Annotated in this window: 12 protein-coding genes and 1 tRNA gene; 10 read left to right on the plus strand and 3 right to left on the minus strand. The window is 47.0% G+C overall.

Annotated elements, in window-relative coordinates; all coding sequences use genetic code 11:
- Positions 1–41 precede the first annotated feature (41 nt).
- A tRNA-Leu gene (locus tag QZV24_RS04140) sits at positions 42–128 on the minus strand.
- Positions 129–482: 354 nt separating this feature from the next.
- Between QZV24_RS04140 and QZV24_RS04145 the strand changes: the two genes are divergently transcribed.
- The 5 genes from QZV24_RS04145 (at position 483) to QZV24_RS04165 (ending at position 6261) form a co-directional block, all read left to right on the plus strand.
- Entirely contained in the window at positions 483–1442 is a 960-nt protein-coding gene (locus QZV24_RS04145) for a bile acid:sodium symporter family protein (RefSeq protein WP_294520527.1), read from the plus strand.
- Positions 1443–1456: 14 nt separating this feature from the next.
- Positions 1457–2305 (plus strand): pantoate--beta-alanine ligase, encoded by an 849-nt coding sequence (panC, locus tag QZV24_RS04150; RefSeq protein ID WP_294520532.1) that lies wholly within the window; start codon positions 1457–1459, stop codon positions 2303–2305.
- A 4-nt stretch (positions 2306–2309) separates the two neighbouring features.
- Positions 2310–2699 carry an aspartate 1-decarboxylase gene (panD, locus tag QZV24_RS04155; protein WP_294520535.1) on the plus strand — a complete coding sequence of 130 codons (390 nt, stop codon included), beginning with the start codon at positions 2310–2312 and terminating at the stop codon, positions 2697–2699.
- A 140-nt stretch (positions 2700–2839) separates the two neighbouring features.
- Positions 2840–3586 (plus strand): response regulator, encoded by a 747-nt coding sequence (locus tag QZV24_RS04160; RefSeq protein ID WP_290656457.1) that lies wholly within the window; start codon positions 2840–2842, stop codon positions 3584–3586.
- A 146-nt stretch (positions 3587–3732) separates the two neighbouring features.
- On the plus strand, positions 3733–6261 hold the full coding sequence (locus QZV24_RS04165; protein WP_294520539.1) for a response regulator: 2529 nt from the start codon (positions 3733–3735) through the stop codon (positions 6259–6261).
- Positions 6262–6334: 73 nt separating this feature from the next.
- Here the strand turns inward: QZV24_RS04165 and QZV24_RS04170 are convergent, their stop codons facing one another.
- Both QZV24_RS04170 and lysA read right to left on the minus strand, forming a co-directional pair.
- Entirely contained in the window at positions 6335–7279 is a 945-nt protein-coding gene (locus QZV24_RS04170; protein ID WP_294520541.1) for an AEC family transporter, read from the minus strand.
- A gap of 3 nt (positions 7280–7282) precedes the next feature.
- The gene (gene lysA / locus QZV24_RS04175; protein WP_294520544.1) at positions 7283–8545 is read right to left on the minus strand and encodes a diaminopimelate decarboxylase; all 1263 of its coding nucleotides are present in this window, start codon (positions 8543–8545) and stop codon (positions 7283–7285) included.
- Positions 8546–8727: 182 nt separating this feature from the next.
- On the opposite strand from lysA, the gene QZV24_RS04180 reads away from it, so the two are divergent.
- The 5 genes from QZV24_RS04180 (at position 8728) to QZV24_RS04200 (ending at position 15334) form a co-directional block, all read left to right on the plus strand.
- On the plus strand, positions 8728–9099 hold the full coding sequence (locus QZV24_RS04180; RefSeq protein ID WP_294520547.1) for a YkvA family protein: 372 nt from the start codon (positions 8728–8730) through the stop codon (positions 9097–9099).
- A gap of 18 nt (positions 9100–9117) precedes the next feature.
- Positions 9118–11580: a DNA topoisomerase 3 gene (locus tag QZV24_RS04185; RefSeq protein WP_294520549.1), complete on the plus strand. Its 2463-nt coding sequence runs from the start codon at positions 9118–9120 to the stop codon at positions 11578–11580.
- Between the two features lie 12 nt (positions 11581–11592).
- Entirely contained in the window at positions 11593–12957 is a 1365-nt protein-coding gene (locus QZV24_RS04190) for a hemolysin family protein (protein ID WP_294520551.1), read from the plus strand.
- A gap of 39 nt (positions 12958–12996) precedes the next feature.
- Positions 12997–14901: an ABC-F family ATP-binding cassette domain-containing protein gene (locus tag QZV24_RS04195; RefSeq protein ID WP_294520553.1), complete on the plus strand. Its 1905-nt coding sequence runs from the start codon at positions 12997–12999 to the stop codon at positions 14899–14901.
- Between the two features lie 67 nt (positions 14902–14968).
- Positions 14969–15334, plus strand: a complete 366-nt coding sequence (locus QZV24_RS04200; RefSeq protein WP_294520554.1) for a VOC family protein — start codon at positions 14969–14971, stop codon at positions 15332–15334.
- Position 15335 lies beyond the last annotated feature (1 nt).

The raw sequence follows: 15335 nt of genomic DNA on the forward strand, positions 1-15335 counted from the left end.
AAGAAAAGGCTTCCGAAATCTCGGAAGCCTTTATTTTCAAGTGGTGCCGAAGGCCGGACTCGAACCGGCACGTATTTGCATACGGCAGATTTTGAGTCTGCTGCGTCTGCCAATTCCGCCACTTCGGCACATTTATTGCACAACCGTGCTGTGCAACAGTGATATATTACCATTTAATAATCCCCTTGTCAACTACTTTTGTTAACTGCAACGGAAAGGTTAAGTCTTGTTATTCCACAATGTTTGTGCTATCATTGTCCACAGACAAGGGATGGCATCCGTGATGGAGCCATACTCTATAAATTATTCAATTCAATAAAATACTTTTTCGCTTAGATCCTTGTGACTGAGACGGATGATGCCGATAGCTTTATGAGCTTGCGGTTATTGTGTTTATGTGCCTCGTTATCTCCAGGGATAAGGAGGCTTTTATATTGATAATTTTTGGGTCCCTTGGTCAAATTTCTTAGGGAGGTGCTTTTTTGAAAGCAGTAAAAGGAGCTTGCGATTTTCTGGTAAGCAATATGAGTTTGATGGTGTTTCTTATTGGTGTATTTGCCGTGTGGCAGCCAGAGGCGTTGACTTGGGTTGGGCCACATATTCCCCTGCTTTTGGGAATCATTATGTTTGGTATGGGGATGACCCTGACGGTGGATGATTTTAAAAATATTCTCCGTAATCCAAAGGGGATATTTATTGGCGTGTTTGCCCAGTTCCTTATCATGCCGGCGGTGGCTTTTGGGCTGGTAAAGGCCTTTGCCCTGCCACCGGAGATTGCTATTGGCGTTATTTTGGTGGGAACCTGTCCAGGGGGCACTGCTTCCAATGTAATTGCCTTTTTGGCAAGAGGTGATGTAGCCTTGTCCGTGTCTATGTCTGCTACCTCAACCCTGCTGGCCCCATTGGTTACTCCAATCTTGACTTATTTGCTGGCTGATGCGGTTATTGATGTGTCGGTTTCAGCTATGATGATGTCTATTGTAAAAATGGTCTTGCTGCCAGTTCTGTTGGGCTTGGCTGTACATCATTTCTTTGATGACTTTTCCCGTAAAATCAATCCGTTTATGCCGGTGCTTTCCGCTGTAACGGTGGTTCTGACGGTTGGTGGTGTGGTTTCTCTTAGCGCAGCAAAGCTTTTGGATGTGGGCCTTTTGATGTTTGCTGTGGTTATCTGCCACAACAGTTTTGGCCTTTTGCTGGGTTATCTTTTGGCCAAGGCCTTCCGACTGGATGAAACCAAAAGCCGCACGGTATCCATTGAGGTTGGGATGCAGAATTCCGGTATGGCGGCTTCGCTGGCTGTAATGTATTTTGACCCGGTGGCCGCCATTCCTGGGGCAATTTTCAGCGTGTGGCACAATGTATCAGGGGCGATTTTGGCAAATTTTTTCGCAAAGCACAGTGAGGCGGATGAGGCTGACTCTGTGCCGGAATTAGCATAAGTAGGGGAAGAAAAATGAAAGTATTAAGAACACAGGACGAAATCAAGAATTTTGCATTGGCACAGAAACAGGCCGGTAAAACTATTGGTCTGGTGCCAACTATGGGAGCGTTGCATGAGGGTCATTTGACCCTTATGCGGGAGGCCAAGAAAAATACTGATGTGGTAATTGCCTCAGTATTTGTCAACCCGGTGCAGTTTGGTCCAAATGAAGATTTTGATGCGTACCCTCGCCAGTTTGAGCAGGATTGTGCCAAGCTGGAAGGTGTTGGCGTAGATGCGGTGTTCCATCCGGAGCCAAGTGAAATGTATCCGGAAGGATTTTGCACTTATGTAAATGTGGAGGGAGAATTTACCAAAAAGCTGTGCGGAGGCCAGCGACCGGGACATTTTCGCGGAGTGGCTACGGTAGTTACCAAATTGATAAATCTTGCCCGGGCAGATAAGGCCTTTTTCGGGCAGAAGGATGCTCAACAGGTCTGTGTTATCAGACGGTTTGTGGAGGATTTGGCCATACCGGTGGAAATCCATATGGTGCCAATAGTCCGTGAGGAGAATGGCTTGGCCAGAAGCTCCCGTAATGCATACTTGTCTCCTCAGGAAAAGGAAGCGGCATTGGTGCTGTCCCGCAGTCTGAATTTGGCCGCTACAGCCTTTAAAAAGGGGACTGTCCAGGTTGAGACCCTAAAGCAGATCATAAAGGATGAAATAAATAAGGAACCGTTGGCGGTCATTGATTATGTGGAGATATATTCCTTCCCGGCCCTGGCGGAGATCGAAACAGCCCAAGCTGGCGATATTATGGCCATTGCGGTGAAAATCGGAAAAACCAGACTTATTGACAATGTGATTTTGGAGGGCTAAGAAGATGATGCTTAATATGCTTAAAGCCAAACTGCACTGTGCTACTGTGACCCAGGCTAATCTGAAATATATGGGCAGTATCACTATTGACTCGGATTTGATGAAGGCCGCCGGGATTTATGAAAACGAACGGGTACAGGTGGTCAACAACAATAATGGTGCCCGATTGGAGACCTATGTTATTCCGGGAGAACCGGGATCGGGCGTGATTTGTTTGAACGGATCTGCTGCCCGCTGGGCCCAGCCGGGGGATGTGGTCATTATTATGGCTTATGCCTTTATGGAGGAAAACGAGGCAGTACAGTATAAGCCCCGGGTGGTAATGCTGGATGGGGACAACAAGGTTAAGGAAATAAGAAATTACGAGTGCCACGGAGAAATTTACGAAAACTAGTAATGGGGCATATGAAATTTTGACATGCGCTTTTCCCAGTCTAAAGCAGGATTTTTAGGTGTTATGATAGAATAATGCTCTTATAGGTTTTTTGTGTGTAAGTGAATAAAATTGATTTATAGATTAGGGGGCGCATAGATATGGAATGGGATTTAAGTATTGTCCTGGTTGTATATAAATATAGTGTGGTAGCAAAGGCTATTGAGCGAAAACTGGCTGAATGTGGTTATAATGTTGTGGTGGTTGCCGAAGATTATGGCAGATTGAAGGACATGGCGGATACGGCCCTGTTATTTATCATCTACCTGCCTGGTGACATCGCTGATGACCAGAAAGAGGTTGAAACGCTGGATTTTATACAGGAACAGATTTGGAATAGCGGTACCAATATGATGCTGATTGGAGAAAAGAAGGACCGGCCTTGGCTGATACAACATAATGTACGGGTGGATTCCATGGTTTGGCTGGACCGGCCAGTGAAGATGAATGAATTGGAGCAGTCGGTGCTTAGTGCGATTCATGGCAAGGGGAAGAAGAAAATCCTTGTAGTTGATGATGATCCATCCTTTGCCCGAATGATCAAGGAATGGATGAAGGATGATTATCAGATTTACAGTGTTACATCTGGGATGAAGGCCATTACCTTTTTGCTGCAAACCCCGGTTGACCTTATTTTGCTTGATTATGAGATGCCGGTTGTGGATGGACCACAGGTTTTCCAAATGCTGCGTCAGGAACCGGCTACCAGGAATATCCCAGTGATTTTTCTGACAGGAGTAGGTACCCGGGAAGGCGTAGAGCGGGTTATGGCATTGAAGCCAGATGGTTATGTATTGAAATCTACCACCAAGAGCAAGCTGCTGGAAAGCTTGCGTGAAAAGCTGTAAGATGACATTTGTTCAGTGGTGGTTTATGTGCCTATTTAATTTAGCCGAATAAATCCAGTGCTTTACGGGTGCTTGACTCCCACCTTAGCGGAAGGAGCCTTAGCACCCGTTAGTGTGGGGTGAAATAGTAGAGAGGAGCATTCTCTATGTGGTATTTAGCTTTAATTGCTTTGCTGGCGATAATGATTCTGTTAATAGTCAATTATGACATTATGTTTAACAGCAGCAAAGGCTATAATATTCCGGCCAGAAAAATCTACAAGCAGTTTTTATATGCCGTTATGGCCTATTATATTTCCGATATGCTATGGGGAGTTCTTTATGAGCTCCATCTTACTACGCTGCTCATTGCAAATGTGGTGCTATACTACATAGTTATGGCGTCCGGCATATTGAACTGGACCAGGTATGTGGTAGCTTATCTGGCTGATGATAATATTTACAGCCGGCTCCTTACTTGGTCTGGGCGTATTTTTTTCGTGGGCATTGCTGTGGCATCGATTGCCAGCATCTTTACCCCGGTTTTGTTCTGGTTTGATGAGGCTGGGGAATATCATGCCTGCCCGGCTCGATACGGGCAGCTTATTTTCCAAATAGTGATGTTCCTGCTGTCATCTGCCTATACCTTTAATGCAACTCTCAGATTAAAAGGAGCCATTAAAAGGCGTCATTGGGCTATTTGCCTCTTTGGGTTGGTTGTCGCGGTGTCCCTTATCCTTCAGCTTGAGTTCCTCTTCGTACCGATGTATACCATTGGCTATATGCTGGGCACTTGCTTGTTGCATACCTTTGTGGTCAGTGAACGGGTGGAGGAATATCGAAGGGCGTCGCTGGATTCCCTGCGCCGGGAAAAGGAGGCTGCTGAACAGGCATCCCATGCCAAGAGCGAGTTCCTTTCCAATATGTCCCATGAAATTCGTACCCCAATCAATGCGGTTCTTGGTATGAACGAGCTGATTTTACGGGAATGTGAGGATGATAACATCCTTTCCTATGCGGAAAATGTTCGAAGTGCCAGCAATACCCTGTTGGGGTTGATTAACGATATCTTGGACTTTTCCAAGATTGAGGCCGGGAAAATCGATATTATACCGGTGGAGTACGACCTGTCCTCCACGCTTAACGATATGGTGGTAATGATTCACAATCGGGCGGATGATAAAGGTCTGGCTTTCAGTGTGGACTTTGACCAGAATGTACCAAAGCAGCTTTTTGGCGACGAGGTGCGGGTAAAGCAGGTCATTACCAACATTTTGACCAATGCCGTCAAATACACTGAAACAGGTGGTGTAACCTTTTCTGTGGGCTTTGACCGGTGTGAAGATGACGAAAACAGTATTATTCTCCATGTGAAGGTCCAGGATACGGGGATTGGTATTAAGCCGGAGGATATGGAAAAGCTGTTTTCCAAATTTGAGCGTATCGAGGAGAAACGCAATCGTAACATAGAAGGCACTGGTCTGGGTATGACCATCACCAAAAATCTGCTGGAAATGATGGGCACATCCCTGCAGGTGGAAAGTGTCTACGGGCAAGGCTCTACCTTCTTCTTCGATTTGCGTCAAAAGGTGGTCAAGTGGGAACCTTTGGGTGACTACAGGACCTCAGTTCATATGCTTTTAAAGGAACATAAGAAGTATCGGGAAAAATTTACAGCACCGGAGGCCATGGTGTTGGTGGTGGATGATAACCCGATGAATCTTACGGTGTTTAAGAGTCTTTTGAAACGGACCAAGATGATAATTGATACCGCTGACAACGGGGAGGAAGCTCTTGCAATGACCCAGAGTCAGAAGTATGATCTTATTTTCCTGGATCATATGATGCCAGGCAAGGATGGTATCGAAACTCTGCATGAATTAAGGGCTCAGACGGGGGGCTCCAATGTGGATACCGTTGCTATATGTCTCACGGCCAACGCTATTTCAGGGGCCCGGGAACAGTACATCTCTGCCGGCTTTAACGATTATCTGACTAAGCCGGTACATCCTGGCAAGCTGGAGGATATGCTGATAAACTATTTACCGCCGGATAAAATCCGTAAGTCCGTGGCAGTGGATGATAGTGCCGAAGAAGAGGAAGAACTGGAGGTTCCGGAAATATTGTTGCCGCTGAAGGACCAGGATTGGATTGATCTGGCCACGGGTATTAAGAACAGTGGCGATGTAGAGGCATATTTGCCATTGCTGAAAATTTTTTATGAATCCTTGGATGAGGATGCGGCGGTATTGGATGGCTTTTATAATGAGGAAAATATCCATGATTATACCATCAAGGTGCACGCAATGAAGAGTTCGGCCCGGATTGTTGGGGCGACGGGCTTTGCGGAGGAGGCCCAACTACTGGAAAATGCCGGTAAGGCGGGGGATGTGGACTATATCAAGGCGCATCATACTGCCTTTATAGATACTTATAGAGGCTTTAAGGGACCGTTGACGGAAGTGTTTGCGGTAGACGAAGCGGACGAAGGCAAGCCGGAGGCCGATGCCGATTTGCTGGAAAGCGTTTATGAGGAAATCCGGGCCATGGCCGAGGAAAATGACTTTGATAGCATCAAAGATATTTTTGCGGAATTGGCGGATTACAAAATTCCGGCGTCGGACGCCGAACGGTGGCAACGACTGGTGGACGCTACGGAGCGTCAGGACAAGGAAGGTATTCTGCAGGAGCTGTAGAAATACACAATTAGAAAGGCGGGGAAAAGAGCTCACTCTTTTCCCCGCCTTTAGCGTTGCCATATATTTCGTTTTAAAATAGTGATAGCATTTTTCCGGCGAATATCCATCCCATCATAGTGAAGCAGGACAGGGCCGAAGTAGCTATGATACAGTTGCTGGCCAAAGCATAGTCACTGTCCATTTGCTGGGCCATGGTAAAGCCTACTACAGCACATGGTGAGGCAAAGATGGTTATCAGGCTGACCAGTTCTATGTTCCGATAGCCCATCCATACGGCAATCGGCAGGATTATAGCCGGAACAATTATCAGGCGCGCCATGGTACAAAGCGCAATGGATAGCTTGTTGTGTAATACGGCGGACATATTAAAGGAGGCCCCCAACAGGATTAGGGCCAAAGGTGTGGTGGCACCAGCTATCTGATATACCGGTTTTAAAATGGATTCCGGTACATCAATCTGGCAGAGATTCAATATACTGCCTACTATGCAGCCCCAAATCATCGGATTTTGACAGATGCCAATAAGCACCGGCTTGAGCCGTATGGTGCATCCCCGGAAGGTTTCAAATACACATACCGCCAAGATGTTGTAGGTCGGAATGACCACAGTTATCAACATGGATGGTACGGCCAGATTGTCACTGCCAAAAATGTTGGCGGCAACCGGCAGGCCAATGATGATAAAATTGCTACGGTAGATAGCGTGAATCATGGCCCCGCGCTGACGGTTATCTTTCACCAGAGGGCATATTATCATAGTTGCAAGGGCAACAATAGCTATTATGGCCACCAGACAAAAGACCATAAGCCGCGGCTGGAAGACGACATCAAAATCAGCCTTATACATATTTTCAAACAGGAGGCAGAAGAAAAAAATCTTGAATACCATTTTATTGATATGTTTGATTTCTTCCAGAGTCAGAAAATGCATCTTTTTGACCAAGAGTCCCACCAAAATAAGGATAGTGATGGGCAACACTGCCTCCACGGCAATAATAAAATTAGAATATATCATTTTTTATTTTATAAGTGACCCGGTAAAACCGGTGAGGGTAGCAAAATAATCATCAATGGTTTCGGCCCGGCGGATGAGCTCGACACTGCCATCCTCCCTTAACAGCAGTTCGGCACTGCGCAGCTTGCCGTTGTAGTTAAAGCCCATGGAGTGGCCGTGGGCCCCGGTGTCGTGGATTACAATCCGGTCACCCATATCAATCTTTGGCAGTTGCCGGTCAATGGCAAATTTATCGTTGTTTTCGCACAAGGATCCGGTTACATCATAAACATGATCCTTTGGGGCATTCTCCTTGCCTATGACGGTGATATGATGATAAGCACCGTACAGGGCTGGCCGCATCAGATTGGCCATACAAGAGTCCAGACCGATGTAATTTTTGTAGGTATGCTTTTCGTGGATAGCGGTGGAAACCAGATATCCGTATGGCCCGGTGATGGCCCGGCCGGATTCGAAGCAGATGGCACAGTTGCCCAGACCAGCCGGCTCCATAATTTTTTGATAAAGCCGATGGATTCCTTCCCCAACTTCCTCCAGATTAACTTCCGCCTGATCTGGTTCGTAAGGAATGCCGATTCCACCGCCCAGATTAACAAACTCCAGGGTAATGCCCAGCTTTTCTTTGATTTCCTTGGCCAGGTTAAACATAATAGAGGCGGTAAGCTCAAAGCCTTCGGTTCTAAGCTCGTTGGAAATAACCATGCAATGGAGTCCAAACCGTTTTACACCCTTGCTTTGGGCTATTTTATAGGCCTCCAAAATCTGCTCATGGGTTAGTCCGTATTTGGCTTCCATTGGCTTGCCGATAATGTCATTGCCGGCAATCTGATTGCCGGGGTTGTATCGAAAGGACATAATCTTCGGCATACCGGCGTGTTTTTCCAGATATTCAATATGGGTAATATCATCCAGGTTAATGATGGCACCTAGCTCAATCGCCTTTTGAAACTCGTCGGCTGGAGTATCGTTGGAGGTTAGCATTATTTTTTCACCGGTAATGCCGGCGGCTTCAGACAGCAGCAGCTCGGCCAGGGAACTGCAGTCTGCACCGGTGCCTTCCTCGGCTAAAAGCTGCATAAGACGGGGATTGGGCGTGGCCTTAACGGCAAAATATTCCCGGAATTCCGGAGCCCAGCTGAAGGCCTTAAACAAACGGCGGATGTTGGCCCGTATGGCCTTTTCATCGTAGATGTGAAATGGCGTTGGATATGTTTTTATGATTTCTTCCAGCTTTTCTTGGGAAATTGGGAAAGTTTTTTTGTTCATTTGCAAGGCCTCCTAAGTATTTTTCTATGAGATATTATAAAATGATATAGTAAAAGTGTCAAATATATAATATTTGTTATAGTAGACTGGTGGTGGATATGCTTTAAGGTATAGTGAAAATGTGTTAAAATAAGATGTTAATATCAAATTTACAGTAAATGATTACAGAAGGGAAAATAGATATGAAACGGCTTATTACCCTATTTAACCTTGTTCGCAAGGATGTGCTGGTTATCTTATTTGCCTTGATTAACAGTCGGACCCCGAAGGCGTTTCGGGTAGCCATAGTGGCTGTTTTGTTATACTTAGTCAGTCCGGTGGATATATTGCCGGATTATATTCCATTTGCCGGTTTGCTGGATGATATGGTGCTGGTGCCGTCTCTTCTGACCGCTATTCGTAAATCTTTGCCGGAGGAAGTAGTGGAGTCAGCGGAGAATAAGGCCGGCCGGTACAGCAAATATTTGCCGATATTGGGCATTGCCGCCACCGTGCTGCTGGTGCTGTGGACCATAATTGTAATTGTAGGTGTTTATAAGTTGATTTTTTCTTGATTTAGTGAGGTTGTAGAATTGCGGTTATATATAGCGGAAAAACCAAGTATGGGAGCGGAAATAGCCAAGTGCCTGCCGGGACCGGCCCGTCGGGGCGACGGATTTGTGGAAACGGCCGGAGGGATTGTGACTTGGGTGTTTGGTCATATTTTGCGTCAGGCGGAGCCACAGGAATATGATGAAAAATATAAGAGCTGGCGGGCTGAGGATCTGCCGATTGTGCCCAGTCAGTGGAAACTGCTGGTGGATGATGATGCCATCAAGCAGTTCAATATAATAAAACGGCTTATTGAACAGGCTGATGAACTGGTACATGCCGGGGACCCGGACCGGGAAGGCCAGCTGCTCATTGATGAGGTGTTGGATTATGTGGGCAATGTGAAACCGGTCAAGCGGATTTTGCTCAATGCGTTGGATGAAAAGAGCATCAAGGAAGCCAATAACTCCCTTAGAGAAAACAGTGAATTTTTTAATCTGAAGCAGTCAGCCTTGGCCCGAGCCCGGGCGGACTGGCTTATTGGCATGAACCTATCCCGGGCTTATACGCTGGCGGCACAGCGGGCTGGACATCGTAACCTGGTGCTGCCTATCGGTCGGGTGAAGACTCCGACTTTGGCTTTGGTTGTACGCCGCGAACGGGAGATTGGAAATTTTCATCCGGTGGATTATTACACCATAAAGGCGAAATTTCATCACGATAAGGGTGATTTTTTTGCCGTTTGGAACCCGAAGGATATCCAGGCGGGGCTTGATTCGGAAGGACGCCTTATCGATAAGGATATTGCTGATGCCAAGCTGGCGGAATTTTTGGACCAGCCACATAATGGTCTGATTTCCGATTATACCAAGACGAAAAAACAGGAGCAGCAACGGCTGCCATTTTCCCTGTCGTCATTGCAGGTGCTGGCTGGGAAACGGTTTGGCTATGACCCTCAGCAGGTTTTGGACACGGCCCAGAAATTATACGAGAAAAAGCTGACGACTTATCCCCGTTCTGATTGTGAGTATCTGCCAACCAACCAGTTTAAGGATAGCCAGGCTATTTTGAAAAATCTGCAGGCTTTTGGGGATAACAAATTGGCTAAGTGGAGTGCTGGGGCAGATCCTACTATAAAGAGCCGGGCCTGGAACGACAAGAAGATTTCGGCCCATCATGCTATTATTCCTACCCGGGTACCGGCCAGTGCTGATAAGCTGAGTCCTGTGGAACGGAATATTTATTTTCTGGTGGCTCAGGCGTTTATCGCGCAGTTCTATCCGGTGCATATCTACAATCAGACCAAGGTATTGATTGCATACAAGGATGAGCAGTTTTCGGCCAGTGGCCGGGTCGTAGTGGATATGGGCTGGAAGGAGCTTTATACGGCCCAAACTAAGGATAAGACGGAAGATAATTCAGATAATCAGGACAATAATGAAGAGGATAGTGGCACTTTGCCGGCTATGAAGAAGAATGATCAGGTGGAATATGTGGAAGGGGAGCTGAGTCAGAAGGCTACCAAGCCACCTACCCGATTTACTCCAGCTTCGTTGCTGGCGGCCATGAAGGATATTCACAAATTCGTAAAGGACCCGGAAGCCAAGAAAAAGCTGAAGGATGTGTACGGTATTGGCACGGAGGCCACCCGGGCCACCATTATTGATGACCTTATTAAGCGAAAGTTTATGATTACCACCGGCAAAAAGAAATATCTTCAGCCGACCCAGTCAGCCTATATGCTGATTGATGCCATGCCGGACGAGCTGTCTTACCCGGATTTTACAGCTATCTGGGAGGACCGGCTCCATTCTATGGCGGATGGGGATGGCTCTTTGGAGGACTTTATCACTCAGCAGGTGGAGTTTACTACATCCTTGTGTGGCAAGGCCTACGGGGCCCGGTTTCAGGTGGCGGCCACGGATGAGTCTGGTCAGACCACCCATATCTGTCCGCGGTGTAAAAGCGGGGTGTTGATGAAGCGTCGAGGGAAAAATGGTGATTTTTGGGGGTGTTCGGCTTTTCCTAAATGCCGGATGACCTGTAATGATAAGGATGGTCAGCCAGATTTAGTGGAGGCGCAAAACCGCACCCGCAATTATGGAAATTCCAGCGGGACAAGGGCTGGGGCAGTTGGAAAAAAGAGTAATTTTGAGGCATCACCCTTTGGCAATCCATATATCAGTGAGGAGGAAATGCGGGAGTTTAACCAGCAATTCCAACTGATGGACAGCTTTAGTGCTGCATACTCCGGTGCAACATCGACCAATAATCACACGAAATTTGCCAACAAGGCCAATAAGCCGGCCGTATCGGCTGCACCCTTGGAGCATATGGGGGATAACTCAAAGGCGCTGACGCAGGATAAATATCTCTGTCCAAAGTGCCGGGAGGGTCATTTGCGGAAAATCAAGGGTCGAAACGGCGCCTTCTGGGGCTGCACCAACTATCCTCGGTGTACGGCTACCTTCGATGATGAGAAAAATATGCCCCTGATTAGCTAGGAGGAAATTCATTTGGATATTACAGAAATAGTATTTAAGCTGGCTTTGATATTGCTGCTGGTGGCTCTGAACGGTTTTTTTGTGGCAGCGGAATTTGCCATTGTTAAAATGCGCCTTTCCCGACTGGATGCCATGATAAATTCCGGTATTCGTCATGCGGCTTATGCCAAAACACTGGTGGAGCATGTGGATGTATCTCTGTCTGTGACTCAGCTGGGTATAACCTTGGCTTCTTTGGGCCTTGGTTGGTTGGGGGAGCCCACCGTGAGCAAAATTCTGATGCCTACCTTTGAGGTGATTGGCATTGGCGGTACATTGGCCACCACCTTGTCCTTTGTGATTTCCTTTGCCATAATCACGGCTATGCAGATTATTATCGGTGAGCTGATACCGAAGAATGTGGCTATTCAAAAGGTGGAGCGGGTCATGTTGGCCGTTTCCCTGCCACTGTTGTTTTTTCAGCGGATTATGTACCCATCGGTGTGGGTTTTGAATAAGGTGGCTGTTTGGGTAGCCGGCATTTTTGGCATTGATATTTCCGGTAACAGTGCGGAAGTAGCCCATACTGAGGATGAGATACGCCGTCTGATGGAGGAAAGCCATCGTCAAGGCTACATCGACAAGACCGAGCTGGATTTTGTGGATAATGTATTTGATTTTGCTGACCGTAATGTGCGGGAAATTATGATACCGCGTACGGATATGATTTGCCTCTATCTGGAGGACAGCTTTGAAGAAAATATCCAGGTGGCCATGGAGGAACGCCTGACCCGTTATCCGGTTTGTGGCGAGGACAAGGATGATATTGTAGGCTTTTTGCACATCAAGGACTTGATGCAGTCTTTGTATAAAAGGCGGCGGCCGTTGCTTCGAAAGCTAATCCGTCATTCTTTGGTAGTACCGGAAACTATGAAAATCAGTACCTTATTGAAGATGATGCAACGGGACCGATCTCAGCTGGCCATTGTGGTGGATGAATATGGTGGGACTGCCGGAATGGTAACCATCGAAGATGTTATTGAGGAAATTGTGGGCGAAATTCAGGATGAGTTTGACCAGGAGCGTCCAGCCGTGGAACGGCGGTCTGAGCTGATTTATTCCATTGATGCCATGCTGCTTCTGGAAGAGGTCAGCGATATTTTCGAAATGGAAATCGAAGCGGATAACATTGATACTATCGGCGGTTGGCTGTACAACAACATTCAGTCCCCACCACAGATTGGTATGAAAGGCTCCTGCGACAGTGTGGACTTCTTTGTGGAGGAAATGGACAATCTGCGAATTACCAGAATTTTAGTACAGCTGCAAAAGCCGTTGCAGGAGGAGCATCCTGAAATTGCTCTGCCGGAGGAACCGGAAATGAGAAATGAGGAATGAAGAATTAGGGATGCATAGTGATACTGGAGGAAAAGGTCTTTGGTTTTAACAGTGGAGGATCTGGGCAAGAGCTACGGCGAAAAAGTCTTGTTCAGTCATGTGAATTTAAATATAAACGATAATGATAAAATCGGTATTGTAGGGGTGAATGGTACAGGCAAATCCACCTTTTTGCGGACCGTAGCAGGAAAACTGACCGCTGATACCGGCCGTATGGTGGCTATGCGGAATTTGCGGATAAGCTTTTTGGAGCAGTCCAAGGATTTTGCCATGGAAAACACTGTGCTGATGGAGGTCTTCAAGGGGGACACCCCACTGATGCGTGCTTTGCGGGATTATGAGGCGGCCTTGGCCAAATCGGAATCCGGCGATGAGTCCGAGTGGGTTCAGCAGGCTTTGGTAGAAGCTTCCGCCCGGATTGACAGTGTTAACGGCTGGAGTATGGAAAGTGAAGCCAAGACTATTTTGAACCATCTGGGACTGAGTGATTTTGCCGCCAAAGTAGGCAGCTTGTCGGCCGGACAGCAAAAGCGGATGGCATTGGCTACGGCCCTTATTCAGCCCTGTGATTTACTGATTTTGGACGAGCCTACCAACCATCTGGACAGTGAGACCATTGGCTGGCTGGAGGAATATCTGGCCAATTGGAAAGGGGCTCTGTTGACCGTTACCCACGACCGTTACTTTTTGGATAGGGTTACCACCGGCATTTTGGAGTTTGACAAGGGACAGACTTATAATTACGAGGGAAATTATTCCCAGTTTCTGGAACAAAAGGCGGCCCGGATTGAGCGGGAAGAAGCCGGCGAACGGAAACGGCAGAATTTTCTGCGAAATGAGTTGGCCTGGATTAGGCGGGGGGCTCAAGCCCGGTCGACTAAGCAGAAGGCTCGTATACAGCGCTATGAACAGGTGAGGGACCAAAAGGTTAATCTGGACCGTCCTCAGCTGGAAATCGGTTTGGCAGGCAGTCGTCTGGGACGAAAAATTATTGAATTGACCGATGTAACCTATAAATGGGAAGGAAAAACCTATTTTAAGAATTTCACCTATACAGTGCTTAGAAATGATCGGATTGGTATTTTAGGTGGAAATGGCTCCGGCAAGTCCACTCTTTTAAATATCATTGCCGGCAAATTGGCTCCAACTGCTGGAACAGTGGATATTGGTCAAACGGTGAAAATAGGTTATTTTGCCCAAACTAATGTTGAGATGGACGGCCGTCTGCGGGCCAAGGAATACATACAGGAGGCAGCTCATTATATTGAAATGGCTGATGGCACCAAGCTGTCAGCTGGGCAGTTGATGGAACGGTTTTTGTTTCCACCGAATTTGCAATGGACGGAAATTGCCCGGCTCTCCGGCGGAGAAAAACGCCGGCTGTATCTTTTGCGGATTTTGATGGAATCCCCCAATGTGTTGCTTTTGGATGAACCAACCAATGACTTGGATCTTGATACTATGGCGGTATTGGAAAATTTCATCGAAGATTTTAATGGAGCGATTATTTTTGTGTCCCACGACCGATTTTTTACGGACCGGATGGCCAGAAAAGTATTCTATTTTGATGAATCAGGCCAGGTGCAGGAAATGATGGGGGGCTATTCCGACTATAAAGACAAAATGGCGGCTGAGGAAGCCAGCAGGATGACAGAACAGCGACGGTCGGTGAAGCCATCCGATAATGAACCGGTACATAAGCCTGTGAAGCGAATCAGCAAGGGCCTGACCTTTGGGGAAACCAAAGAATACGCTGAGATTGAAGCAGTGATTGCCAGTAAGGAAAGCGAGCTGAAGGTAGTGGAACTGCAGATGGAGCAAAACGCCACTGATTATGATCAACTGCGGGAGCTGACGGCGGAACAGCAAAGATTAAGTGATGAATTGGAAAAGCTGATGGACCGGTGGGCCTATTTGGAAGAAAAAGCCGACGAGGGGAAATAATGAGGAATTAGGAATTAAGAATTAGGAATTGGGAAGATACAATGTCTAAAAAGGGGATTTGATATACATGAAATTTACGATGGCACACACCAGCCTGGCGGTGGAGAATTTGGATCGTTCCATGGCATTTTACGAAGCGGCACTGGGACTGAAATTTAAAAGCAGGAAAGAACTGCCCCATCTAACTTTGATTTATATGGTGGATGCCGAAGACTCCGGTTATGAGCTGGAGCTTACTTTGCGTAAAGGCCACAGCGGGGCCTATAATTTGGGCGATAATCCGGTGCATCTGTCCTTTTATGTGGACGATTATGCCGATGCTTTGCAGCACCATCAGACTATGGGTTGTGTAGAGCGGGTAGTGGAGCCGGCTGGAATTCACTTTATCACCGATCCAGATGGATATTCTATTGAAATAATGCCTAAAGGGTAAT

The organism is uncultured Anaerovibrio sp., assembly GCA_902786545.1.
Classification (GTDB): Bacteria; Bacillota; Negativicutes; order Selenomonadales; family Selenomonadaceae; genus Anaerovibrio.

What these genes read in the sequence shown, in the direction of transcription:
- panC (WP_294520532.1), top strand. Translation starts at nt 1,457, where the DNA reads ATGAAAGTATTAAGAACACAGGACGAAATCAAGAATTTTGCATTGGCA.
- panD (WP_294520535.1), top strand. Translation starts at nt 2,310, where the DNA reads ATGATGCTTAATATGCTTAAAGCCAAACTGCACTGTGCTACTGTGACC.
- QZV24_RS04160 (WP_290656457.1), top strand. Translation starts at nt 2,840, where the DNA reads ATGGAATGGGATTTAAGTATTGTCCTGGTTGTATATAAATATAGTGTG.
- QZV24_RS04165 (WP_294520539.1), top strand. Translation starts at nt 3,733, where the DNA reads ATGTGGTATTTAGCTTTAATTGCTTTGCTGGCGATAATGATTCTGTTA.
- QZV24_RS04170 (WP_294520541.1), bottom strand. Translation starts at nt 7,279, where the DNA reads ATGATATATTCTAATTTTATTATTGCCGTGGAGGCAGTGTTGCCCATC.
- lysA (WP_294520544.1), bottom strand. Translation starts at nt 8,545, where the DNA reads ATGAACAAAAAAACTTTCCCAATTTCCCAAGAAAAGCTGGAAGAAATC.
- QZV24_RS04180 (WP_294520547.1), top strand. Translation starts at nt 8,728, where the DNA reads ATGAAACGGCTTATTACCCTATTTAACCTTGTTCGCAAGGATGTGCTG.
- QZV24_RS04200 (WP_294520554.1), top strand. Translation starts at nt 14,969, where the DNA reads ATGAAATTTACGATGGCACACACCAGCCTGGCGGTGGAGAATTTGGAT.